The following is a 22860-nucleotide window of genomic DNA, read 5'->3' as shown; positions in this document are numbered from 1 at the left end:
TGTCTGGCTTTACCGTCGCACGTTCATCGTGAGCGGCGGAGGAACATCCGGTTGAATCGCCGCGCGCTGATCGTGGCGGGGAGGAACAGAGAGTTTGAGAAACAGATACAGCGATCCCGGCCCGCGACCCGCCGGACGGCTCGGCGAGGGAGCCGTCGGCGGGCGGCGGGCCGACGTACACGGGGGTAGAGCATGAGTCATCCGCATCCCGAGCTCGGACCTCCTCCGGTCCTGCCGGAGAACGGCCTGCGCATCGTGGCGCTCGGCGGGCTCGGTGAGATCGGCCGCAACATGGCGGTCTTCGAGTTCGACGGCCGGCTGCTGGTCGTCGACTGCGGCGTGCTGTTCCCCGAGCCCGACCAGCCGGGCGTCGACCTGATCCTGCCCGACTTCGACTACATCAGAGATCGTCTCGACGACATCGAGGCGGTCGTGCTGACCCACGCGCACGAGGACCACATCGGCGCCGTGCCGTACCTCCTGCGCGAGCGCCGCGACATTCCGCTCGTCGGCTCGCGCCTGACGCTCGGCATGATCGAGAGCAAGCTCACCGAGCACCGCATCCAGCCAGTCAAGATGGAGGTGGCCGAGGGGCAGCGGCAGCGGTTCGGGCCTTTCGAGTGCGAGTTCTTCGCGGTCAACCACTCGATCCCGGACGCGCTCGCGGTCGCGATCAGGACACCCGCCGGCATCGTGCTGCACACCGGCGACTTCAAGATGGACCAGCTGCCGCTCGACGGCCGCCTCACCGACCTCGGCGGGTTCGCCAGGCTCGGCTCCGAGGGCGTCGACCTGCTGATGTCCGACTCGACCAACTCCGAGGTGCCCGGTTTCGTACCGAGCGAGACCACCATCGGCCCGGTGATCGACGATGTGTTCCGCAGCGCGACCAAGCGCATCATCGTGGCGTGCTTCGCCTCGCACGTGCACCGCGTGCAGCAGATCTTCGACGCCGCCGAGGAGAACGGCCGCAAGGTCGCGCTGATCGGGCGGTCGATGGTCCGCAACATGGGGGTCGCGCGCGAGCTCGGCTACCTGCGGGTGCCGGCCGGGATCCTGGTGGACGCCCGCGAGATCGAGGAGTGGCCGCCGGAGGACGTCGTGCTGATCTGCACGGGGTCCCAGGGCGAGCCCATGGCGGCGCTGTCGCGCATGGCCAACCGCGACCACCCGATCCGGGTCGCGGTGGGCGACACCGTCGTGCTGGCATCGTCGCTGGTGCCGGGCAACGAGACGGCCGTCAACAAGGTCATCAACGGGCTCACCCGCTGGGGTGCTCGCGTGGTGCACAAGGGCAACGCGACCGTCCACGTCTCCGGTCACGCGGCCGCGGGCGAGCTGCTGTACGTCCTGAACGCCACCAAACCGTCCAACTTCATGCCGGTGCACGGCGAGTGGCGCCACCTGCGGGCCCACGCCAAGCTCGCGGCGCTGACCGGCGTGCCCGACGATCACATCGTCATCGCCGAGGACGGCGTGGTGGTCGACCTGGTCGACGGCCGGGCCCGTGTCGTGGGCGCGGTGCCGTGCGGCTACGTGTACGTCGACGGCTCCTCTGTGGGCGCGGTCACCGACGTGGCGCTTAAGGATCGGCGGATCCTCGGGGACGAGGGCTTCATCTCGGTCGTCGTGGTGGTCGACTCGACCACGGGCAAGGTGAGCGGCGGCCCCGAGGTCTACGCGCGCGGCTCGGGCATCGAGATCGAGGCCTTCGACGCGGTCATCCCGCTGATCGAGAAGGCGCTCCAGGACGCGGGGGCCGACGGCGTCGCCGACCTCCAGCAGATGCGCCGGGTGACCCGCCGCATCGTCGGGCGCTGGGTCAGCGACACCTACCGCCGCCGTCCCATGATCGTCCCGGTGATCGTGGAGGTGTGACCGGCGGTCCCTCGGCGAGGGACCGCGGGGACCGTCACGCCGCTAGGACGGCGTGACGGTCCAGGGTCGCCCCCGCCTGCCGGGAGCTCGTAAGAGCACGGCTCGCGTGAGAGCCGGCGCCGCGTGAGAACCGGCGTCGTGTCAGCGCAGGCGGTTCGTCAGTGCAGGCGGCCGGGGCCGGCGAGCAGGGGGACCTTGACGGGCACGAGCGCGGCCTGCTGCACCCGCACTCGGACTACGACACTCCTCCGCCGCACCTTCGCTCGATCGTCGATCCTTTGGACGATGCGGGGTATGTCACGTTACCGAGCCGTCCAGGACCAGGTGACGATCTTGACGTGGACCACATCGCCGCCCATACGGTTGCCACATGGTGAAGAACGTTCTTGTGACCGGTGCCGCCGGCCGGATCGGTGCCTGCCTGACCGCCGGGCTTCCCGAGTACGGCCACTCGTTGCGGCTCCTTGACAGGACCCCCATCGACCAAGACCGATATGAAGCGATTTGTGGCGACATTTTGGATCCGGCGGTGCTGGAGCGGGCCATGAAGGGGGTCTCCGCCGTCGTCCACCTGGCCGGCGTCCCCTCCACCGACGCGACCTTCGAGGAGGTGCTCGCGGCGAACATCGAGGGCACCTACCGTGTCTTCGACGCCGCCCGGCAGGCCGGGGTCCAGCGGGTCGTGTACGCCAGCAGCAACCACGCCGCGGGCTTCACGCCGCGCCAGGAGCTCGTCCCCGCCGACACGCCGGTGGCCCCGGACTCCCACTACGGCGTCTCCAAGGCCTACGGCGAGGCGCTCGGCCGCTACTACTCCGACAGGTACGGCATGGGCGTGGCGGCCCTGCGCATCGGCACGTTCGAGGACCTCCCGCCCGGTCCTCGCGCGCTGTCCACGTGGATCAGCCCAGGTGACATGGTGCGGCTCGTGCACGCCTGCCTCAGCGCGCCGGACCTGACCTACGCCGTGGTATGGGGCGTCTCCGCCAACACCCGCAACTGGTGGGACCTGGCCACCGGCAGGGCGCTCGGCTACGAGCCGGTGGACGACGCCGAGGCGTACGCGGACGGCATGCCCGAGCTCGACCCGGCCGACCCCGAGTACGCCTGGCTGGGCGGTCGCGTGGTCCGGTCGTGACCGGGCGACAATGGAGGTAACGCGCGGAGGGGAGGACGGAAATGACGGAGCAGGGAACCGCGGTGCCGCACGTCAAGTCCGCCGTGCGGACCGTGGAGCTGCTCGACTTCTTCGCCCAATACCCCGGTCTGCACAGCCTCTCCGACCTCCAGGGCAAGCTCGGCTATCCCAAGAGCAGCCTGCACGCGCTGCTGCGCACCCTGGTCGGGCTCGGCTGGATCGAGACCGACGTCACCGGCACCCTGTACCGCATCGGCATGCGGGCGCTGCTGGTGGGCGCGACCTACATCGACGGCGACCCGGTGGTCCAGATCGCGCGCGACGCGCTCGACTGGCTCGCCGAGGTCACGGGGGAGACCGTCCACCTGGCGCGGCTCGACCACTTCGACGTGGTCTACCTCGCCACGCGGGCCTCCCACCACTACCTGCGGCCGTTCACCAGGGTCGGCCGCCGCCTGCCGGCCAGCACCACCTCGCTCGGCAAGGCGATCCTCGCCACGCGCGACGACGCCGAGGTGGCGCGGATGCTTCCGGACGAGCTGCCCCGGCTCACCAAGAACACCATCGTCGACCAGGGCCAGCTCATGGCCGACCTGCGGCGCATCCGCAAGCGCGGTTACTCCATCGACCGCGAGGAGAACACCGAAGGTCTGCGCTGCTTCGGTGTCGCGCTCGACATCGCCTACCCGCCGCGTGACGCGGTGAGCGTGTCGGTCCCGGTTCCCCGTCTGACGGCGGGCCGCGACCGGGAGATCGCCGCCTGCCTGCTCGAGGCGCGCGACCGCATCGAGGTGGCCGCCCGCGGCGTGCGCCGCACCTACTGAGACGCTCGCGGGGCCGGGCGCGCCGGCCCGCTCCGCGACGATCCCGACCGCGAGCCCGCGATCAGGGCACGGATCCCCGCCGGCCGCTGGGGCACGCCCGAGGACTCGCCGGCGCCGCCGTATTCCTCGCCTCGTCCGCCTCCGACTACGTCAACGGCCACCTCCTGGCCGTGGACGGCGGCTGGCTCGCCCGGTGACGTTAGTAGGCTCAGGGCGTGGTCAGGGAAGGCAGCTCCATCGACAAGGCGCTGGCGGTGCTCGAGGCGATCGCCGAGCACCACCGCGTGACCGACATCGCCGCGGCGACCGGCGTCTCCAAGTCGACCGTTCACCGCATCCTGCAGTCGCTCGTCGACTGGGGGTTCGCCCGTGCCGACGGCGCGGGAGGGTACGAGCCGGGGCCGCGCATCCTCACCCTGGCGGGCCGGGTCATGAGCAGGTTCGACCCGTCGCGGCAGGCTTCGGCCGCCCTGCGCGCGCTGCACGAGAGGACCGGCTACACCACCCACTTCGGCATCCGCAGCGCTGACGAGGCGGTCTACGTGGACAAGCTTGAGGGCCGCAGGCCCTACCAGATGCCCTCCCGGGTGGGCATGAGCCTGAGCCTGCACAGCACCGCCATCGGCAAGGCCACCCTCGCCGAGCTGGACGACGAGGAGGTCCGCGCCATCGCCGCGCGCACCGGCCTGCCACGGCTCACCCCCGCCACCCTGACGGGCATGGAGGAGCTCCTCGCCCACCTGGGCAAGGTGCGGGCGCTCGGCTACGCCACGGACGACGAGGAGAACGAGCCCGGCATCCGCTGTGTAGGCGCGGCCGTCTTCGACCACACCGGCCAGGTGCTGGGCGGCATCTCCATCTCCACGCTCGCCATGGACATGGAACGTGCCGCCCTGGAGGAGCTCGCCCCGGTGGTCACCGCCGCCGCCCGCGAAGTCTCACTGGCCCTCGGCGCCCCCGCCACGACCCCCACCCGCTGACCCCATCGCCCAGCCTCGCGACGCTGCCCGCACGTCCGGGGATGCCCGCGCTCAGCCGTTGAGGCCGGCTCGCGCGAGGAGGCCGTCTATCTCCTCGCGGGTGGCGACGCGGCCCGTTCCTCCCTGGCCTTCCAGGCTGATGGCCGCGGCGGCCGTGCCGGCCCGTACGGCGTCGCGCAGGGAGGCTCCGGCGGCCAGCCGTGCGGCCACGGTGCCGGCGAAGGCGTCGCCCGCGCCTGTCTGGTCGACGATCGCCCGGGCCGGGACGGCGGGGATCTCCACGGCCGGCCCGCCCTGGCCCTCGCACAGAAGGACGCCCTCCGGCCCCCGCGTCACGGCGACCGACCGCGCGCCGAGCCTGAGGCAGGCCTGTACGGCCTCGGCGGGGTCGGCGGTGCCGAGGAGCGCGAGGCTGTCGCCCGGGCACGAGGGGGTCACCAGGGCCGTGTGCGGCGCTATGTCGGCCAGCATGCCGGCCGCCCGCTCGGCGGTGGTGAGCCGGGAGCGGAAGTTCGGGTCGTAGACCACGTTGCCGCCGGCCGCGTGCACGATCTCGGCGGCGTGGCGCACCGCGTGCGCGCAGGAGGCGGACAGGGCGGCCGTGACACCGCTGACGAGCAGGACGGAGGTCTCGGCGAGCGGCGCGTCCGCGACATCGGAGGGGCCCATCCTGGAGGCCGCGCTGCACGCCCGCATGTAGCCGAAGGCCCGCTCGCCGCCGGGGTCGGCCCCCACGGCGTAGGCGCCGGTGGAACCGGTGCCCGTGCGCATCCAGCGGGTGTCCACGCCGCGCGAGGCGGCGAACCGGATCATGCGCTCGCCGAACTCGTCCTCGCCCACCAGCGTCACCAGGGCGACGTGCGCGCCCGCGGCGGCGGCCGCCACGGCGGCGTTGAGCGCGTCCCCGGAGAACGACAGGTGGAAGGTGTCCGCCTCGGTCAGGGGAGCGGACGCCGAGAACTCCACCAGCGGCTCACCGATGACCACCACGTCCACGACGGATCTCCTTCTTGGTTCATGTAATGGAATCTGATTTCATGTGCTGCAACAAATGGAACCGGAGACATCATGCCCAACATCACTGTGGAACTGCTGTCGGGGCGGACCATGGACCAGCGCCGCGAGTTCGTCACGGCGGTGACGGACGCCGCCATCGGCATCCTCAAGGCGCGCCGTGAGTCCGTGCGCATCGTGTTCACCGAGATCGAGAAGTCGGACGTGGCCAACGGCGGGACCCTGGAGTCAGACAAGTAGCGATAAAAGCCTATGAGCACCTGGGGGAGCGGATCACCCCTCCCCCAGCGCCGCCCTGACCGAGCGAGGGCCATCAACACTGTCGGTGCCGGATCTCGGGAGGCCGTCTCGGCGCGCCTTCCCGCCGCCGAGGTCGTCCCATGCGTACCCTCGGTACCATGGCCACCCGTACGTCGAAAAGCACCCCGAAGGGGTCGGCGAAGCGGTCCACGTCGTCGCGTCCGTCCTCCGCCAAGCGGCCTGCCGGCACGCGGCCCGCGGGCGCGCGTCCGGGCGGCCGCCCGCCTGCCCGCCGCCCGGCGACCTCGCAGCCCGACCCGATCGGCTGGGTCTTCCTGGCGATCGGCAAGCTGTTCATCGGCGTGTGGCTGCTCTTCGCCAACGGCATCGGCACCGCCGCGCGAGCCTTCGGGCAGCAGGCGCGCGAGCTCGACCCGGCGCACCGCCGCGACGGCCTCGGGCTGGCCGTGCTCGGCGGCGCGATCGTCCTGGCCGCCATGACCTGGCGCACCACCAGGGGAACGGTCGCGACCGTGGTCGACACGGTCATGCGCGGCGCCCTCGGCTCCCTGGCCTGGTCGGTGCCCATCCTGCTGGCGCTGGTCGCCTGGCGCCTGCTCAGGCACCCCGACCAGAACGCCGACACCGGCCGCATGATCATCGGGTGGACCGCCCTGCTGGCCGGGCTGCTCGGCATCATCCACGTCGCGCACGCGACGCCGTACCCCTCCGGCCCCGCCGCGACCGACGGCATGGACAAGGTGTCGGCGGCCGGAGGCATGATCGGGTTCATCGTCTCGGCCCCTCCGGCCAGCATCCTGCCGGCGTTCATCACGATCCCGCTGCTCCTGCTGCTGTCCGGCTTCGGCGTCCTGGTGATCACCGCGACCCCGGTCCACCGGGTGCCCGAGCGCCTGGCCGAGATCCAGCAAATGCTCTTCCAGAAGGGCGAGGCGCAGGCCCCCGGCAAGACCGAGGAACGCGCGCGTCGTCCCCGCAAGTCCCGCGCCAAGCGCTCCGGCAAGACCGGGGACGGCGACCCCGAGCTCGGCGAGCACATCAAGCCCTACGACACGCCCGTCATCGCCGACACGCCGGGAAAGCTCTCCGACCACTCCCCGGAGATCGTGCCGGGCCTGGTCGACGAGGAGGAGCCGCCCCCGCCGCGGCCCGAGCCGCCCCAGCCCACCCCGGCCCCGCGCAAGGTCGAGCAGCTCGTGCTCTCCCCGCAGGCCGGGCCGTACGCCCTGCCCGACCTGCAGGTGCTGCGGCAGGGCACCGCTCCGAAGCCGCAGACCAAGGCCAACACCGTCCTTGTGAACGCGCTCACCAGCGTGCTGGAGCAGTTCGCCATCGACGCCCAGGTGATCGGGTTCACCCGCGGGCCGACGGTCACGCGGTACGAGATCGAGCTCGGGCCGGCGGTCAAGGTCGAGAAGGTCACCGCCCTCACCAAGAACATCGCCTACGCCGTCAAGTCGGCGGACGTCCGCATCCTGTCCCCGATCCCCGGCAAGTCGGCGATCGGGGTCGAGATTCCCAACACCGACAAGGATCTGGTCAGCCTCGGCGACGTGCTCCGCTCCCAGGTGGCTCAGGCCGACCACCACCCGATGATCGTCGGGCTCGGCAAGGACGTCGAGGGCCGCACCATCGTCGCGAACCTGGCCAAGATGCCCCACCTGCTCATCGCGGGCGCGACCGGCGCGGGCAAGTCCGTCTGTGTCAACGGGCTCATTTCCTCGATCCTCATGCGCGCCACGCCGGACGAGGTGCGCATGGTGCTCGTCGACCCCAAGCGCGTCGAGCTCAACACCTACGAGGGCATCCCTCACCTGATCACCCCGATCATCACCAACCCCAAGAAGGCCGCCGAAGCCCTCGAATGGGTCGTCGGGGAGATGGACCGCCGCTACGACGACCTGGCCGCGAGCGGCTTCCGGCACGTCGACGAGTTCAACAAGGCGGTGCGCGCGGGCAAGCTCGTGCCGCCGCCCGGCAGCGAGCGGGTCTACCAGCCCTACCCCTACCTGCTCGTGATCATCGACGAGCTCGCGGACCTGATGATGGTCGCCCCGCGCGACGTCGAGGACTCCATCGTCCGCATCACCCAGCTCGCCCGCGCCGCCGGCATCCACCTGGTCATCGCCACCCAGCGCCCCTCGGTCGACGTCGTCACCGGCCTGATCAAGGCCAACGTGCCCTCCAGGCTGGCGTTCGCCACCTCCTCGCTCGCCGACTCCCGGGTCATTCTCGACCAGCCGGGCGCGGAGAAGCTCGTCGGCCAGGGTGACGCGCTGTTCCTGCCGATGGGCGCCAGCAAGCCCATGCGCCTGCAGAACGCGTTCGTCTCCGAGAAGGAGATCAACGAGATCGTCTCCCACTGCAAGACGCAGATGCAGGTGGAGTACCGCGACGACGTGGCCGCCGTGGCGACCGCCAAGCGCGAGATCGACGAGGACATCGGCGACGACCTCGACCTGCTCGTCCAGGCCGCCGAGCTGATCGTCACCACGCAGTTCGGCTCCACGTCGATGCTCCAGCGCAAGCTGCGCGTCGGTTTCGCCAAGGCCGGGCGCCTGATGGACCTGCTGGAGAGCCGGAACGTCGTGGGTCCGAGCGAGGGCTCCAAGGCGCGCGAGGTGATGGTGAAGCCCGACGACCTGGCCGCGTTGCTCGCCGACTTGCGGGGAGAGTGACCCCTCCGCGACCGATCCCCTCGGTAACTGATTGAATGTGAATGACTACGCATCGTCGGATTACGGGCGCGTAGCGCAGGTGCACGGCGAGGGGGACGCATGAGCATTGGAGTGACGCTGGCCGCGGCACGGAACGCGGCGGGCATGACGGTCGCTCAGTTGAGCGGCCGCACGCGGATAAGGGAGACGGTCATCTACGCCATCGAGCGAGACGACTTCTCGCTCTGCGGAGGCGACTTCTACGCCAGAGGTCATGTCCGCAACATCGCCAAGGTGCTCGGACTCGATCCGGACGCCATCGTGCACCAGTTCGACGAGGAACACGGCGGCGTCCCACTGCCCGTGCGGGCCGCGGCGGTGTTCCAGGCCGAGAGCACGATCAAGCTGCGCGAGCGCCGCAGCCCCAACTGGTCCACCGCGATGGCGATCGCCCTCGCCATCGTGGCCATCTTCGGGGTGACACGGGTGATGAGCCGGTCGAGCGAGAACATCGCGACCGGCGCGGAGCTCAAGCCCGCGCCCGCGCCGGTGTCCAAGCCCGCGACCTCAGCCTCGCCGTCCACCCACCCCAACGCGGCCAAACCGGTGAGCGATCTGGTGACACTCCAGGTGAAGGCGAACAAGCCCTCCTGGCTGGAGGTCAGCGACCACAAGGGCAAGGCGATGTTCCGCGGCACCATGCAGGCGGGACACACCTCCACCTGGAAGGCGCACAAGGAGGTGCGCGTCACGATCGGCAACGCGGGAGCCGTCGACCTCGAGGTCAACGGCAAGCACATCGGCGTTCCCGGCAAGGCCGGCCAGATCGTCCGCAGATCCTTCGGCCCGGAAGTGCCCGGTTCGAGATGATCCTCATCGCCCGGCGGCGCCGCCCGGGGTGATCCCCCGGGGCGCCGCCAGCGATGCCGGTCATGGAAGAACCGGGGGGAGTGCGTCACGTGGTGGCCAACTCCCGATACCGTAGAGCCATCATGTCTTCCCGCCGAACCGCATCGCTGATCACACTGGGTTGCGCACGCAACGAGGTCGACTCCGAGGAGCTCGCCGCGCGCATGGAGGCTGCCGGGTGGCGGCTCGACGACGACGATCCCGACGTCGTCATCGTCAACACCTGTGGCTTCATCGACTCGGCGAAGAAAGACTCCATCGACACGCTGCTCGAGGCCGCGGGCTCCGGCGCCAAGGTGGTCGCCGCGGGCTGCATGGCCGAGCGCTATGGCAAGGAGCTGGCCGAGGCCCTCCCCGAGGCCTCCGCCGTCATCTCCTTCGACGACTACACCGACATCGGCGCGCGCCTGGACGACGTCCTCGAGGGCCGGGCCCTGGTGCCCCACAGCCCCCGCGACCGGCGCACGCTGCTGCCCATCACGCCCGTCGAGCGTTCCTCGGGCGCGGCGCACGCCCACATCCCCGGCCACGGCGAGCTGCCCGAAGGCCTCGCGCCCGCGAGCGGGCCGCGCACGCTGCGCAAGCGCCTCTCAGGCGGCCCGGTGGCCTCGCTCAAGCTCGCCTCGGGCTGCGACCGGCGCTGCACGTTCTGCGCCATCCCGGCCTTCCGTGGCGCGTACGTCTCGCGCCGGCCCGAGGAGCTGCTGGCCGAGGCCGCGTGGCTCGCCGGGGAGGGCGTCAAGGAGCTCGTGCTCGTCAGCGAGAACTCCACGTCCTACGGCAAGGACCTCGGTGACCTCCGGGCCCTGGAGAAGCTCCTGCCCGAGCTGGCGGCCACCGCCGGCATCGAGCGGGTCCGGGTCAGCTATCTCCAGCCGGCCGAGCTGCGTCCCGGCCTCATCGACGTGATCGCGGGCACCGAGGGCATCGCGCCCTACTTCGACCTGTCGTTCCAGCACGCCAGCGGGCCGGTGCTGCGCCGGATGCGCCGTTTCGGCGACCCCCGGCGGTTCCTGGACCTGCTGGAGACCGTCCGTGACCGCGCCCCGGAGGCGGGCGTGCGCTCCAACTTCATCGTCGGCTTCCCGGGTGAGACCGAGGCCGAGTTCGCCGAGCTGACCGGCTTCCTGGAGGAGGCCCGCCTGGACGTCATCGGCGTCTTCGGCTACTCCGACGAGGACGGCACCGAGGCCGCCAAGCTCGGCGGGCACCTCGACCAGGACACCATCGACGAGCGGGTGGCGGCGCTGACCGAGCTGGCCGAGGAGCTCACCGCGCAGCGCGCGGAGGAGCGCATCGGCACCGAGATCGAGGTGCTCATCGAGGAGGACCTCGGGGACGGCGGCTACGAGGGCCGTGCCGCCCACCAGGGCCCCGAGGTGGACGGCTCGGTGACCGTGCAGGGCATCGGCCTCGTCCCCGGCCAGATCGTGCGGGCCACGGTCGTCGACGCCGAGGGGGTAGACCTGATCGCCCGCATCAAGGCCGGGCCATGACGAACCCGCCGGAGACCGGGACCGAGCCGATGACCGCCTCGGTGGCGCGGCAGGTGAGCCCGTGGAACATCGCCAACGTGCTGACCGTCCTCCGGCTGGTGGTCGTCCCCTTCTTCGTCGGCTGCATGTTCGTCGACGGCACGGGCTGGCGGTACGCGGCCCTCCTGGTGTTCCTGCTCGCCTCGCTGACCGACCAGCTCGACGGCTGGCTGGCCCGGCGGTACGGCCTGATCACCGACTTCGGCAAGATCGCCGACCCGATCGCGGACAAGGCGCTCATCGGCGCCGCGCTGGTCGCCCTGTCGCTGCTGGCCGAGGTGCCCTGGTGGGTGACCGGGACGATCCTCTTCAGGGAGATCGGCGTCACGGTGCTGCGCTTCATGGTGATCCGCCACGGCGTCATCCCGGCCAGCTACGGCGGCAAGGTCAAGACCGTGCTGCAGATCGTGGCGATCGCGCTCTACATCCTCCCCGGCATGCCCGAGGCGCTCAGGTGGGCCGCGATGGGGCTCGCGCTGGCCGTGACCGTGGTGACCGGCCTCGACTACGTCATCCGGGCCGTGCGGCTGCGCAAGGTCGCCGAGAAGGCCCGCGGCGGATGAGCCCCGACCTCGCCGCCGGCGTGCTGGCCCTCCTGGTGCGCCGGGAGGCCACCATCGCGGTGGCGGAGTCGCTGACGGCGGGGCTGATCGGCGCCGCGCTGACCGTGCCGAGCGGCGCCTCGGCCGCCTTCCGCGGCGGAGTGATCGTCTACGCGACCGATCTGAAGGCGCGGATGCTCGGCGTGCCAAAAGATCTACTCGATCGGGAGGGTGCCGTTCATCCGGACGTCGCCGCCGCCATGGCGGCCGGGGTGCGGCGGGTCACCGGTTCGACGTACGGGCTCGCCGTGACCGGCGTGGCCGGGCCCGACGAGCAGGATGGCAAGGCCGTGGGGACCGTCCACATCGCCGTCAGCGGCCCTGGGGACGCGATATGGCACCGCGATGTTCTTTTGCCTGGCTCACGGGAAGAGATCCGCAAAAGCACCGTGACGGAGGGTTTGGATCTCCTGAGAGGTGTGCTGGAGGCCTATGTGGGGGAACATTCAGGATGATTACCGCGTTACGTCACCAGCGAACATGCTCTCGACGCTCTGCCCCCCCATTGGCCGATGCAGGTACGGTGGAGCTGTGAGTGAGGTTCGTGACCCATCGGTGAGGAGCACGTCCGGCGTACGCCCGGCAAAGGGGCCGAGCGAACCAACGATGACGGCGAGGAGCATGTACGAGGCGCACCCGAAGAACGGGCGATACGAACCGACCGCGCGGAACGTCGTGAAGACGCCTGCGCCTGGGAGGGAGCGACAGATGGTCCTGCTGCGTCAGCTGCTCGGTGACGTGCTGCGGCGGCTGCGGGTGCGGCAGGCGCGCACCCTGCGTGAGGTCTCCACGCTGGCACGTGTCTCCCTTGGCTACCTGTCCGAGGTTGAGCGTGGCCAGAAGGAGGCGTCGTCGGAGCTGCTCGCCTCGATCTGCGGTGCCCTGGGCGTGCCGCTTTCGCAGGTGCTCCGAGAGGTCTCCGACCAGTTCGCACTGGCCGAGCTTCAACACGCACCTGTGCTGGCAGATGTGCCCGAGCACGAGCGTCTGCCCATGGCCGAGACCGTGTCCACCACGATCTCCGGCCCCGAGTTCGACGGTTTTCCCGAAGTCAAGGACATGGTCGCCGCGTAGTTACGGCTTCCGTCCTGATCGTCGGACCGTCACACATGCCCACCTGGTGATGGTCCGTGTTTCGCACGCTGTCCGGTGACCGGGCCCGTTTTAACGGGGCTGGCAGGCGGGACAGTAGAAGATCTGTCTTTCGTATGGCTGCGCCCCGAGTTCACCGCCGATCATCGTGGTGCCGCAGCGAAGACAGGGGCGTCCGGCCCGGCCGTACGCCCACAGCCGCCGACCGGGGCGCCGATCACCCGTGGTCACCGGCCCGCCCTGCTCGTCCTTGGCGGCGTCCATGAGCCGGTGCGCCAGCGACATCATCCTTTCCAGGCCCGCCACCTCCCGGACCGGCCGAAACGGTGAGACCCCGGACAGGAACAGCGTCTCGGCCCGCCAGATCGTGCCGATGCCTGCCACGTTGCGCTGGTCGAGCAGGGCTTCCGCGATGGTCGTGTCCGGATTTCCGGCGATGTTGCGCGCGGCCCGCGCCGCGTGCTCGGCATCCCAGCCGGGGGCGAGCAGGTCGGGCCCCAGATGGCCGACGACCCGGTCTTCCTGATCGGTGCGCAGCAGGTCGACCATGCCGAGCCTGACCCCCACCGCCTGCCACCGCTCGTTGGCGAGGAGTAGCCGCACGACGTCGCCCCGGCGTGGCGGCGTCCCCGCCGGCTGGACGCGCCAGCTTCCGTCCATGCGCAGGTGGGTGTGGATCGTGAGCCCACCGTCCACTCTGGTGAGCAGGTGCTTGCCCCGTGACACGGTCGTGCGGACCGCGCGGCCGGTCAGGTCCGCCGTGGCGTACCGGGGCACCCGGAAGTCCGAGCGGGTCAGCACCCGGCCGTCGAGGGCGGCCCGCAGCCTGGCCGCGGCCCGGTAGACGGCGTCCCCCTCGGGCACGGGGAGGTCAGTCCCAGGCGGCGGGGTCGGCCACGAGCTCCATCACACGGTCGGGGAGGGCGTCGGATGCGATCTGGTCGAGCGTGACCTCCTCCAGGATCGCCCGCTCGCTGGCGCGAAGGGCGATCCACACCTGCTGCAGCGCGCGGGCCGCTCCCCGGTAGCCGACATGCTCGGGACGCTCGCCCCGGACGTTGGCCAGCGGCCCGTCCACGGCGCGGATGACGTCCGCCAAGGTGATCTCACTGGCCGGCCTGGCGAGCACGTAGCCCCCCTCGGGGCCCCGCTGGCCGCGGACCAGGCCCGCGCGGCGCATCTGGAGCAGGATGTTCTCCAGGTACTTGGGGGGCATTTCCTGTTCCTTGGCCAGCTCGCCCACAGTGGTGGGGCCGCTGCCGGAGGCGGCCAACTCGGCGGCGGCGCGAAGGGCGTAGTCGACACGGGCGGAAAGACGCATGTTGTCGATTATCCCGCCTGTTAAACCCCGGTTACGCGCATCCGGACCACGGTGGGCCGATGATCTGAGAAAGTCACGCCGGGCACGCGGGCTTCCAGCACCTCCAGCCCCGCGGTCACCAGCACGTGGTCGATGCGCTGGACCGGGGCGTCCGCAGGGGAGGTGAGGGGATTGCCCAGCGCCGTGAGCGGATCCGACAGCCCCGCCGCCTCCAGCACCCGCATCTCCGGGTCGGCGGGCGTCGTGTTGAGATCCCCGGCCAGCAGTACCGGCCGGCGGCTTCCCGGGCTCCCCGTCGTCGTCGTGGGCGTGCCCGCCACCGGCGTCCGCGCGCCCGGCGCCGCCGCTCCCGCCGTCTCCGCGCTTCCGCCCGCCGCGAGATCCCGCACGATGGCCGCGACCTCGGGCGCCTGCCCGGGCGGAGCCTGCAGATGGGTGCCGACGATCCCGACCTCCTTCCCGCCGACCTCGACGACGACCGCCTGGGCCTGCGCTCCGGTCGGGTGGTCGTGCCTGCCGAGCGGGTGGGAGGCGCTCTGCCTGATCGGGAGGTTCGTGATGATCGCGTCGCCCCACAGGGGATCGGCCGCGGGGGCGAAGTGGTAGCGCATGCCGAGCCCCGCGGCGATACGGGCCAGGTCGTCGTGGCCGCCGTTGAGCAGCCACCCCCGGTCGACCTCGCTGAGCAGCACCACATCGGGACGCTCGCTCCGCGCCCACGCGGCGATCCGGTCGAGGTCGAGGGTGCCCTTCAGCCCGAACCCCATCCGGATGTTGTAGGCGATCAGCGTGAACTCGTCCCCGGTCTTGGCCTGTACGCCGGGGAGGGGGCGCCACGCCAAGACGGCGGCGACGACCGTGACCGTCAGGGCGATCAGCCCGAACCTCCAGGAACGATGCGGCCTGGTGAGGAGCACCCGCCTGCCCTTCACCGCCGTGAGCGCCACCCCGGTGATCAGGCCCGCCGCCAGACCGGGCGCGCCGCTGTTGGCGAATCCCAGGTCGATGTCATAGCTCGCGTAGTAGACGAACACGGTGACCAGGAAGACGAGCATCCCGCCGAGCATTGCGAGGCCGCTCCTCGTGGGTGACGACGCGGGCGGCATGCCTGCCATGGCCAGGCAGGCGCCCAGGACCACAGCGGTCATCGGAGCGGGAGCCAGAGAGGACGACAGGATCATCAAGAGTGCCGACGCGGGTAACACGATGACGCAGATCCACCATTGGTGCGGTGGCCAGATGGCGAACGAGACCATGCCGAGCTGGCCGGCGACCAGTGCTCCGGTCAGAATCGCGACCTCCGGCGGCGCCGTGTGGTCACCGGTCAGAGACCCCGCGAGGCCGATCGTCTCCAGGTACATGCCGTTCAGGACGAGGGCGAGGCCGAAGATGAACCAGAGCCTGCCCGGGGCGACGTCATCGGAGGCGGGCGCGAGCCGTACGGACCACAGGAAGGCCGCGCAGACGACCAGGACGGCGAGCCAGGGGAGCGGGCCGTCGCGCCAGACGAGATCCACCTGGTCGAGGGCCAGATGGATCACGGCGGAGCCCGCGAGGCCGGCGGCCAGACCGCTCGCGACCGCTTTGCGGGGGATGGTCAGCGCACAGCCGTACAGGAAGACCAGGCCGAACGAGACGCCGGCGCTCGCGAGGTAGAGCTGGGGTCTCCCGCCGTCCGTCGCCTGGAGCGCCAAGCGGTCCACGGCGAGGAGGACCGCGCCACCGAGCAGAAGGGGCCGGGGGCCGCGCGGCCGCGCGAGCGGGACGGCGGCGAACGGCAGGACGAACCACAGAGCCGCGTACAGCCCCATCTGCTCGGGGGGAGTGTCTCCCGCACGGCCGAAGAGCGTGATGAGCGACGGCAGGAAGACCCGGAGCGCGTCGGTGAACAGCAGGATGCCGAGGGCGAGCGGGATCACCGCGCGCTGGTGGGCGGTGAACGGGCCGTGCCAGACCCGCGATGGGGAGGTGCCGGTGCCGGGCGCGTCCATGGATGCTCCTCAGGAAGACATGAGCGATCCTCGGGTCAACCCCGGGCAAAGGCAAGGGGCGGCGGCGAACGGTCCCACAGGGACTGCGGAAGCCAGGCGGGACGGCGAAGATGGGGCGGTGCAGAACGCCGCGCGACGGGCGACCGTTTCCGGGGGACCCTGCCGCTAAACTGGCAGGAAGCTTTACTGTGCACTGGTTGTGTCACATCGCGAGCGCGATTGTGATGAAACCAACGGGGACCGACGACAAGAAAGCCTGCGATGGAGCGACGTCCTGGCGTGCCCAGGTTGCTACGGGAGATCAACGACCGCGCCGCGCTGGAGCTGCTGCTCGCCTCGGGCCCGCTGACGAGGGGGCAGATCGGGGAGATGACCGGCTTGTCCAAGGTCACCGCCTCCCAGACGCTGTCGCGGCTCGAAGAGCGCGGCCTGGTCGAAGTGGTCGGGGAGCAGGCAGGGAACCGGGGGCCCAATGCGGCGCTTTACGGGGTGATTCCGTCCTCGGCCTATGTGGCGGGTCTGGATGTCGGCCCTGAAAGCGTCACCACCGCCATCGCCGATATCAATGGCGAAATCGTGGCGGAGGTGACGGTTTCCACCAATGGCCACGACGATCCCGTCGCGCTCGTCCACAGCGCGGTCGCGAAGGCCTGCCGCTCGGGCAAGGTCGCCCTGTCCCGCCTCAAGGGCATCGTGATCGGCACTCCCGGCGTGGTGGACCCGCGCACCGGCGACGTGCGGTTCTCCTTCGACCTGCCCGGCTGGCACGAGGGCAGCCACCAGGCCCTCGCCCGCGACCTGCGGCGGCCGGTCGCCATAGAGAACGACGTGAACCTCGCGGCGATCGCCGAGCGGTCCGAGGGCGCGGCCAAGGGGATCGACGACTTCGTCCTGCTGTGGGTGGAGCGCGGCGTGGGCCTCGCCGTCGTGCTCGGCGGCAGGCTGCACCGAGGGCGTTCGGGCAGCGCCGGCGAGATCGGCTACCTGCCGGTCCCCGGGGTGCCCCTGGCCGAGGACGTCAAGGCCGTCCCGGGGCGGATGCCGTCGCTGGCCGGCGGCCTGCAGTCCCTGATCAGCGCCGAGGCCGTGGCCGAGCTGGCCGGGCCGCACGGCTTCGCGGGAGGGTCGGCGGCCGACGCCGTCCGCGCGGCCGTCGAGGGCGGGGACGCGGGCTCGGCGTTCCTGGACGAGCTGGCCCACCGGCTCGCCCTCGGCGTCGCCTCGGTGTGCGTGGTCCTGGACCCGACCCTGGTCGTGCTCAACGGCGAGGTCGGCCGGGCCGGCGGGGCCGCCCTGACCCACCGGGTCGAGGAGGCGGTGGCGCGCATCTGCCCGATCAGGCCCGAGGTGGTGGTCAGCGAGGTGAAGGTCCGCCCGGTGCTGCGCGGCGCCGTCCTGGCCGCGCTCGACCAGGCCCGCGAGGAGATCTTCGCCTCCTGACCGGAGGCGTGCTTTCCCCGGTTACCGCAGGCAGGGCCGGTCGGTGTCGGCCGGCTGAATTCCTGATGAACTGATCAAGCTCGGGAGCCGCATCCTCCCCTCGGCCCCTGAGAATTGAACCGGTTTGTGGGGGAGGGGGACGCGATGGCGGGCGTGCTCGACGGGCTGGCGCGCCTGGTGACCTTCCTCGGCGGCGCCGGCCCGGTCGTTCTCTCGATCGCCCTGCTGGTCGCGGCGCCCTTCGTCGACCGGCTGGTCGTACGGCGCAAACGCCTCGTCTTCCGGGTCCTGTACAACTCCAAGATCGGCGTCGGGCCGGAGGTGCTGCACGACGGCACCGACGCGGTGGCGTCGGCTCCGCCGCAGCTCCGCCAGGTGGCGCGGCTGCTCGACCGGATGAGCATGGTCGTCATCCGCATCCGCAACGGCGGCAGCTACGACATCGACCCCGACGACTTCGACAAACCGCTGTCGTTCACCTTCGGCGGGCGTGTGGTGTGGAACGCCCGGGTGTCCGAGGCGAGCACCCCTGAGCTGCGCGCGGAGCTCAGGGAGAGCCTGCGCTTCTTCCCCGCCGAAGGCAGCCGGCCCGCCCGGGACAACCTCCTCACCGTGCGGCGGCGGCTCACCGAGCGGCTGACGCGCTGGCTCGCCCCGCAGACGGGGCAGGACGTCGTCGAGCCGGCCTGGCAGGGGGTGCGGATCGACGGGCTGTCGCTGAAGAAGGGGCAGAAGGCCAAGCTCGTCGTCGTCCTGCGCGAACCCGGGGTCGGCGAGGGCGAGATCACCAAGCTCGTCCGTCATTCGGGCAAGCTGAAGGACGCCGGCCTGATCAAGGACGAGAAGGAGAAGCGCCGCCTCACGCTCCCGCGGGTCAGCGGCGGGCTCGCCGGCGTGCTCACCGTCGTGCTGGTGCTCAGCCTGATGTCCCGGCCGACCGACGCCACCGTCGTCTGCGCGTCCGGCGATCTGCGGGTCGAGGGGTCGAGCGTGTTCCTGCCGGCGATACGGGCGATCGCCGAGGAGTACCGCAAGGCGTGCGGGGACGGCGCGCGGATCACCACCGAGCCGAACGGCTCCCTTGAGGGGGTCCGCAGTGTGGCGGAGTCCGACCCCGCCGAGGCGGCCGGGCTCATCGCGCTGTCGGACGGCAGGAGCGACGACGCCGGGAGCGGGCTCCAGGCCTACAAGATCGCGGTCGTCGTGTACCACGTGGTGGTGAACAGCCGGGTCGAGCTGACCACGCTGAGCATCGAGGACCTCCGCAAGATCAACGATGGCAGGTACACCGACTGGAACCAGGTCCCCGGCGGCGGGAAGGCGTCCCTGCCGATCCGGATCGTCGGCCGGGGGCAGAACTCCGGCACGCGTCAGCTCTTCGAGCGGCGGGTGCTCGGCGCCGGCGAGAGCCTGCTGTCCTCCAACTCCTGCCTGGAGAAGGACCGCAACGCCGCCGCACCGGTCATCCGCTGCGAACGCGACGACAACGCCGAGATCGTCCAGAAGATCAGCACGATTCCCGGCGCGATAGGCTACGCCGATGCGCTGTCGATCGCCGAGGCGCGCCGGGCCAACAGCGTCACGGCGCTGACCCTGGACGGTAAGGCGTTCGACCCCTCCACCGCGGACAGATCCGGCTACCCCTTCTGGACCGTCGAGTACCTCTACTTCAAGGGCGATCTCGAGCCGGGCTCCCTGAGGGCGTCCTTCATCGAGTTCGTCCGCAGGCACGCCCGCGCCCAGGCACGGCTCAACGAGTCGGGCTTCGAGCCCTGCACGACCTCGCAGACCGTCCGGGAGCTCTGCGACCTGCGCTGAAGGCCCCGGCTAGGCGGTGAGCAGCTCCGCGGCGGCCTGGGCGTTGGCCCGGGCTGCGCCGTAGGTCGCGATGTAGACCGCCGCCGAGGGACGCCAGATGGGCAGGCCCATCTCCACGACGGTCGCGTCCGGACGCCCGGCGAGCAGCGCCGAGACGATGTCCTGGCTGGCCTGATGGCGGTGGGCGTCCTTGACCACGATCACCAGTGACCGGCCCCGCGCGCGTTCCAGCAGGCCGGCCGGGTCGGCGGCGTCCGGCTTGACCCGGGCGATCTCGGCGTCCGGCAGCCACGGCGCGAACCCCCACGGGACGTCGCCGACCGCGATCGTGGGCGGGGTGTCCACCTCGACGACGAACGGGTCCACCAGCGGAGCGGCGGTGCCCGACAGGCTCACCGCGCGGCGGGCCGCGGTCAGGCCGATCACGTTGCCCTCCCTGGCCTCCTCGCGCGGCGCGCCGAACCAGCCGCGCAGCCGGGCGACGCGCTCGGCGGCCTCCTCCAGGCGGGCGAGCGGCAGCCTGCCGTCGAGAACCGCCGCCACGATCTCGTCCTTGATGGACTCGATCTGCTCGCGGGTCGGCAGCGGGCCGAGGCACAGCAGGTCCGAACCGGCGGCCAGCGACAGCACGGCGCCGCCGCCGAGCCCGACGCTCTCGGTGATGGCGTGCATGTCGAGCGCGTCGGAGATGACGACGCCGTCGTAGCCGAGCTCGCCCCTGAGGAGCTCGGTGAGCGCCGGCGCCGAGAGCGTGGCGGGAGCCGTGCCGGTCAGGAACGGGACCCGCACGTGCGCCGTCATGATGGACTTGGCGCCGGCCTCGATGGCGGCGCGGAAGGGGACGAGCTCGCGTTCCCACAGCACCTCGCGGGAGACGTCCACCACGGGGATCTCCAGGTGGGAGTCCTGCCGGGTGGCGCCATGGCCGGGGAAGTGCTTGACGCAGGCGGCGACGCCCGCGTCCTGCAGGCCCGCGACGGCCGCCACGGTGTGCCGGGCCACCAGCGCCGCGTCGGAGCCGAACGAGCGCGTGCCGATGACGGGGTTGTCGTCGGCGGTGTTGACGTCCGCGTCGGGCGCCATGTCCAGGTTGACGCCGCAGCGGGCCAGGTCATCGCCGATCGACCGGTAGACCCGGCGGGTCAGCTCGACGTCGTCCACGGCGCCGAGCGCCGCGTTGCCCGGGTAGGGGCTGCCGACGTGGTAGGCGAGCCGGGTGACGTCCCCGCCCTCCTCGTCCAGGCTGACGACCGGGTCGCCCGCCTCGCGCAGCCGCCCGGTGAGGGCCGCCAGCTGCTCGGCGCCGGCGACGTTGAAGCCGAAGAGCGTGACGCCGCCCAGGCCGTTCTCCAGGTCGCGAAGGATCCAGTCGGGAGCGGTGGTCCCGGGGAAGGCGGCGAGAAGTGCGCCGGCCGCCAGACGGCGCAGCCCCCGGTCGCCGTCGCCCACGAGGAACGCGCCCTGGGACTCGCCCATGGAGAACTCAGACATGGTTGTTACTCGACTCCTTAGTTCAGAGTACGAAAAGGCTGTGATGTTCAGCCTTTCACGGCGCCGGCGACCAGGCCCGAGACCATACGTCGCTGCACCAGCATGAAGAAGGCGATGACCGGAATGGTCATCAGCGTCGAGGCGGCCATGATGCCGCCCCAGTCCGTCGACCGCTGCCCGGTGAAGAACTGCAACGCCACGGGCATCGTGTAGGTGCCCTGGTCGTTGATCAGCGTCAGCGCGAAGACGAACTCGTTCCAGGCGGTGATGAACGAGAAGATGCTCGTGGCCACCAGCCCGGGAGCCACCAAGGGGAACAGTACCTTCCAGAACGTGACGAACCGGCCAGCGCCGTCGATGGCGGCCGCCTCCTCCAGCTCCTTGGGCACGGCGGCCACGAAGGTGCGCAGCATCCAGATCGCGAACGGGAGCGTGAATCCCACATTCACGATGATCAGGCCGAGCAGCCGATCGTACAAGCCGAGCCGCTTCACCATCAGGAACAGCGGGATCAGCAGCGCCTCGGCCGGCACCATCTGCACGATCAGCAGCAGGATCAGGAAGCTCGTGCGGAAGCGGAACCTGAAGCGGGCCACGGCGGTGGCGGCGAGCAGGGCGAACACCGAGCCGATGAGCACGGTGCCGAGGGCGACGATGGCGCTGTTCAGCAGGTACTGCCAGATGGAGTGCCCGGCGACCCCCTTGGTCAGCACCCGGGACACGTGGTCCATGGTGGGCGCCAGCGGGAAGGGGATGAACCGCGTGGTGAAGATCTCGTCGTTGGGCTTGAACGCGGTGGCGACCATCCAGTAGACGGGGAACACCGCGATCAGGAACACCATGACGCCGGCCGCGTTCAGCCCGGACTTCTTGAGCTGCTTGGCGGTCCGCGGGTTCATCGCACGTCCTCCGTTTTCACGATTTGCCGGACATATACGGCGGTGATCAGCAGCATGATCAAGGTCAGCACGACGGCGATGGCCGCGCCGAACCCCATCTTCGGCGGCGCGCTGAACGCCTCGGTGTACGCCCACAGCGACAGGTTGAAGGACTCCCTGTTGGTGGTGCCACCGGCCAGCACGTACAGCTGGGTGAAGACCTTGAAGTCCCAGATGACGGAGAGCACCAGCAGCACCGAGAACACCGGCCTCAGCAGCGGGAAGGTGATCTTCCTGAAGGTCGTCAGGGGAGCCGACCCGTCGACCCGCGCCGCCTCGTACAGCTCCGAGGGGATGCTCTTCAGGCCCGCGAGTACCGACACCGCGATGAACGGGAACGACGCCCACACCACGGCCACGACGAGCACCAGGTAGATGGTCGAGGGATCGTTGAGCCACGGCTCGCCCGACCAGTCCGACCGCCCGAAGAGCAGGGACGACAGCCCGTCGGGCAGCAGGTTGAGCGCCCAGTTGGCGACGCCCGCGTCGGCGTCGAACAGCCACTTCCAGATGATCGCCGTTGCGGTGGGCGGGGTCGCCCAGGCGGCCATGATGCCCACGATGACGAACGTCGACATCTTCTTGCCGAGCCGGTGGAGCAGCAGCCCGACCAGCGTGCCCGCGACGAGCGTCAGCGCGACCGTGATCGCGGCGAACACCACGGTGTTGCGGAGCGAGGTCCAGAACAGCTCGGACTCGAAGACCGCGGTGTAGTTGCCCAGCCCGAGGAACTCGGCCGGCTGGGGATTCGGCCGGATCTGCCGCAGTCCCACCTTGTGGAAGGACATGTCGACCATCTGGTACAGCGGGTAGAGCAGCAGGATCGCGATGACCAGCAGGCCCGGCAGGAGCAGGACGTAGGGGACGACCCAGGAGGGAAGCCGGCTCGACCGGCGCGCGGGGCGATGGGACCGGCGCCGCGCCGGGGCGGAGTGACCTCCGCCCCGGGCGACCGTTGACGTCTGCGCCAT

20 protein-coding genes are annotated in these 22860 nt (G+C 70.9%); 13 read left to right on the top strand and 7 right to left on the bottom strand.

The window, feature by feature from the left end; translation table 11 throughout:
- Positions 1 to 192 precede the first annotated feature (192 nt).
- The 4 genes from MYF83_RS11990 (at position 193) to MYF83_RS43710 (ending at position 4820) form a co-directional block, all read left to right on the top strand.
- A complete protein-coding gene (locus tag MYF83_RS11990; RefSeq protein WP_248960337.1) occupies positions 193 to 1878 on the top strand; it encodes a ribonuclease J in 1686 nt (561 codons plus the stop codon).
- A gap of 370 nt (positions 1879 to 2248) precedes the next feature.
- The gene (locus tag MYF83_RS11985) at positions 2249 to 3016 is read left to right on the top strand and encodes an NAD-dependent epimerase/dehydratase family protein (protein ID WP_248960336.1); all 768 of its coding nucleotides are present in this window, start codon (positions 2249 to 2251) and stop codon (positions 3014 to 3016) included.
- Between the two features lie 41 nt (positions 3017 to 3057).
- Positions 3058 to 3840, top strand: coding sequence for an IclR family transcriptional regulator (locus MYF83_RS11980; RefSeq protein ID WP_248960335.1), 783 nt, complete (start codon positions 3058 to 3060; stop codon positions 3838 to 3840).
- Positions 3841 to 4055: 215 nt separating this feature from the next.
- The gene (locus tag MYF83_RS43710) at positions 4056 to 4820 is read left to right on the top strand and encodes an IclR family transcriptional regulator (RefSeq protein ID WP_248960334.1); all 765 of its coding nucleotides are present in this window, start codon (positions 4056 to 4058) and stop codon (positions 4818 to 4820) included.
- Positions 4821 to 4871: 51 nt separating this feature from the next.
- Here the strand turns inward: MYF83_RS43710 and MYF83_RS11965 are convergent, their stop codons facing one another.
- The gene (locus MYF83_RS11965; protein ID WP_248960333.1) at positions 4872 to 5816 is read right to left on the bottom strand and encodes a sugar kinase; all 945 of its coding nucleotides are present in this window, start codon (positions 5814 to 5816) and stop codon (positions 4872 to 4874) included.
- A 72-nt stretch (positions 5817 to 5888) separates the two neighbouring features.
- Here MYF83_RS11965 and MYF83_RS11960 point away from each other — a divergent pair, with 72 nt between their 5' ends.
- The 7 genes from MYF83_RS11960 to MYF83_RS11930 all read left to right on the top strand — a co-directional run bounded on the left by MYF83_RS11960 (position 5889) and on the right by MYF83_RS11930 (position 12872).
- On the top strand, positions 5889 to 6074 hold the full coding sequence (locus tag MYF83_RS11960; protein WP_248960332.1) for a tautomerase family protein: 186 nt from the start codon (positions 5889 to 5891) through the stop codon (positions 6072 to 6074).
- 158 nt (positions 6075 to 6232) lie between these two features.
- On the top strand, positions 6233 to 8773 hold the full coding sequence (locus tag MYF83_RS11955) for an FtsK/SpoIIIE family DNA translocase (RefSeq protein ID WP_248960433.1): 2541 nt from the start codon (positions 6233 to 6235) through the stop codon (positions 8771 to 8773).
- 99 nt (positions 8774 to 8872) lie between these two features.
- Positions 8873 to 9622, top strand: coding sequence for a helix-turn-helix domain-containing protein (locus tag MYF83_RS11950; protein WP_248960331.1), 750 nt, complete (start codon positions 8873 to 8875; stop codon positions 9620 to 9622).
- Positions 9623 to 9744: 122 nt separating this feature from the next.
- The gene (gene rimO, locus MYF83_RS11945; protein ID WP_248960330.1) at positions 9745 to 11157 is read left to right on the top strand and encodes a 30S ribosomal protein S12 methylthiotransferase RimO; all 1413 of its coding nucleotides are present in this window, start codon (positions 9745 to 9747) and stop codon (positions 11155 to 11157) included.
- Positions 11154 to 11759: a CDP-diacylglycerol--glycerol-3-phosphate 3-phosphatidyltransferase gene (pgsA, locus tag MYF83_RS11940; RefSeq protein WP_248960329.1), complete on the top strand. Its 606-nt coding sequence runs from the start codon at positions 11154 to 11156 to the stop codon at positions 11757 to 11759. The genes rimO and pgsA overlap by 4 nt, the downstream gene beginning before the upstream one ends.
- On the top strand, positions 11756 to 12253 hold the full coding sequence (locus tag MYF83_RS11935) for a CinA family protein (RefSeq protein WP_248960328.1): 498 nt from the start codon (positions 11756 to 11758) through the stop codon (positions 12251 to 12253). Before pgsA ends, MYF83_RS11935 begins: the two co-directional genes overlap by 4 nt.
- A gap of 253 nt (positions 12254 to 12506) precedes the next feature.
- Entirely contained in the window at positions 12507 to 12872 is a 366-nt protein-coding gene (locus tag MYF83_RS11930) for a helix-turn-helix domain-containing protein (protein WP_248960327.1), read from the top strand.
- 90 nt (positions 12873 to 12962) lie between these two features.
- On the opposite strand, the gene MYF83_RS11925 is transcribed toward MYF83_RS11930, so the two are convergent.
- Genes MYF83_RS11925 through MYF83_RS11915 form a run of 3 tightly spaced genes read right to left on the bottom strand, consistent with a single transcriptional unit; the run spans position 12963 to position 16202 of the window.
- Positions 12963 to 13754 carry a DNA-formamidopyrimidine glycosylase family protein gene (locus MYF83_RS11925; RefSeq protein WP_248960326.1) on the bottom strand — a complete coding sequence of 264 codons (792 nt, stop codon included), beginning with the start codon at positions 13752 to 13754 and terminating at the stop codon, positions 12963 to 12965.
- 7 nt (positions 13755 to 13761) lie between these two features.
- Entirely contained in the window at positions 13762 to 14211 is a 450-nt protein-coding gene (locus tag MYF83_RS11920) for an RrF2 family transcriptional regulator (protein WP_248960325.1), read from the bottom strand.
- Positions 14212 to 14231: 20 nt separating this feature from the next.
- Positions 14232 to 16202 carry an endonuclease/exonuclease/phosphatase family protein gene (locus MYF83_RS11915; protein ID WP_248960324.1) on the bottom strand — a complete coding sequence of 657 codons (1971 nt, stop codon included), beginning with the start codon at positions 16200 to 16202 and terminating at the stop codon, positions 14232 to 14234.
- A gap of 261 nt (positions 16203 to 16463) precedes the next feature.
- Here MYF83_RS11915 and MYF83_RS11910 point away from each other — a divergent pair, with 261 nt between their 5' ends.
- Positions 16464 to 17642, top strand: coding sequence for an ROK family transcriptional regulator (locus MYF83_RS11910; RefSeq protein ID WP_248960323.1), 1179 nt, complete (start codon positions 16464 to 16466; stop codon positions 17640 to 17642).
- A gap of 144 nt (positions 17643 to 17786) precedes the next feature.
- A complete protein-coding gene (locus MYF83_RS11905) occupies positions 17787 to 19460 on the top strand; it encodes a PstS family phosphate ABC transporter substrate-binding protein (RefSeq protein ID WP_248960322.1) in 1674 nt (557 codons plus the stop codon).
- Between the two features lie 9 nt (positions 19461 to 19469).
- Here MYF83_RS11905 and MYF83_RS11900 read toward each other — a convergent pair whose 3' ends face one another.
- The 3 genes from MYF83_RS11900 to MYF83_RS11890 are packed head-to-tail and all read right to left on the bottom strand — an operon-like array spanning position 19470 to position 22860.
- The gene (locus MYF83_RS11900; protein WP_248960321.1) at positions 19470 to 20951 is read right to left on the bottom strand and encodes a glycoside hydrolase family 3 protein; all 1482 of its coding nucleotides are present in this window, start codon (positions 20949 to 20951) and stop codon (positions 19470 to 19472) included.
- A gap of 47 nt (positions 20952 to 20998) precedes the next feature.
- Entirely contained in the window at positions 20999 to 21850 is an 852-nt protein-coding gene (locus MYF83_RS11895; protein WP_248960320.1) for a carbohydrate ABC transporter permease, read from the bottom strand.
- Positions 21847 to 22860, bottom strand: coding sequence for a carbohydrate ABC transporter permease (locus MYF83_RS11890; protein WP_248960319.1), 1014 nt, complete (start codon positions 22858 to 22860; stop codon positions 21847 to 21849). Before MYF83_RS11890 ends, MYF83_RS11895 begins: the two co-directional genes overlap by 4 nt.

The sequence above is a fragment of the Sphaerisporangium perillae genome, from assembly GCF_023276435.1.
In the GTDB taxonomy this organism is placed as follows: domain Bacteria; phylum Actinomycetota; class Actinomycetes; order Streptosporangiales; family Streptosporangiaceae; genus Sphaerisporangium; species Sphaerisporangium perillae.
This window is presented reverse-complemented; position numbering and strand designations above follow the sequence as displayed.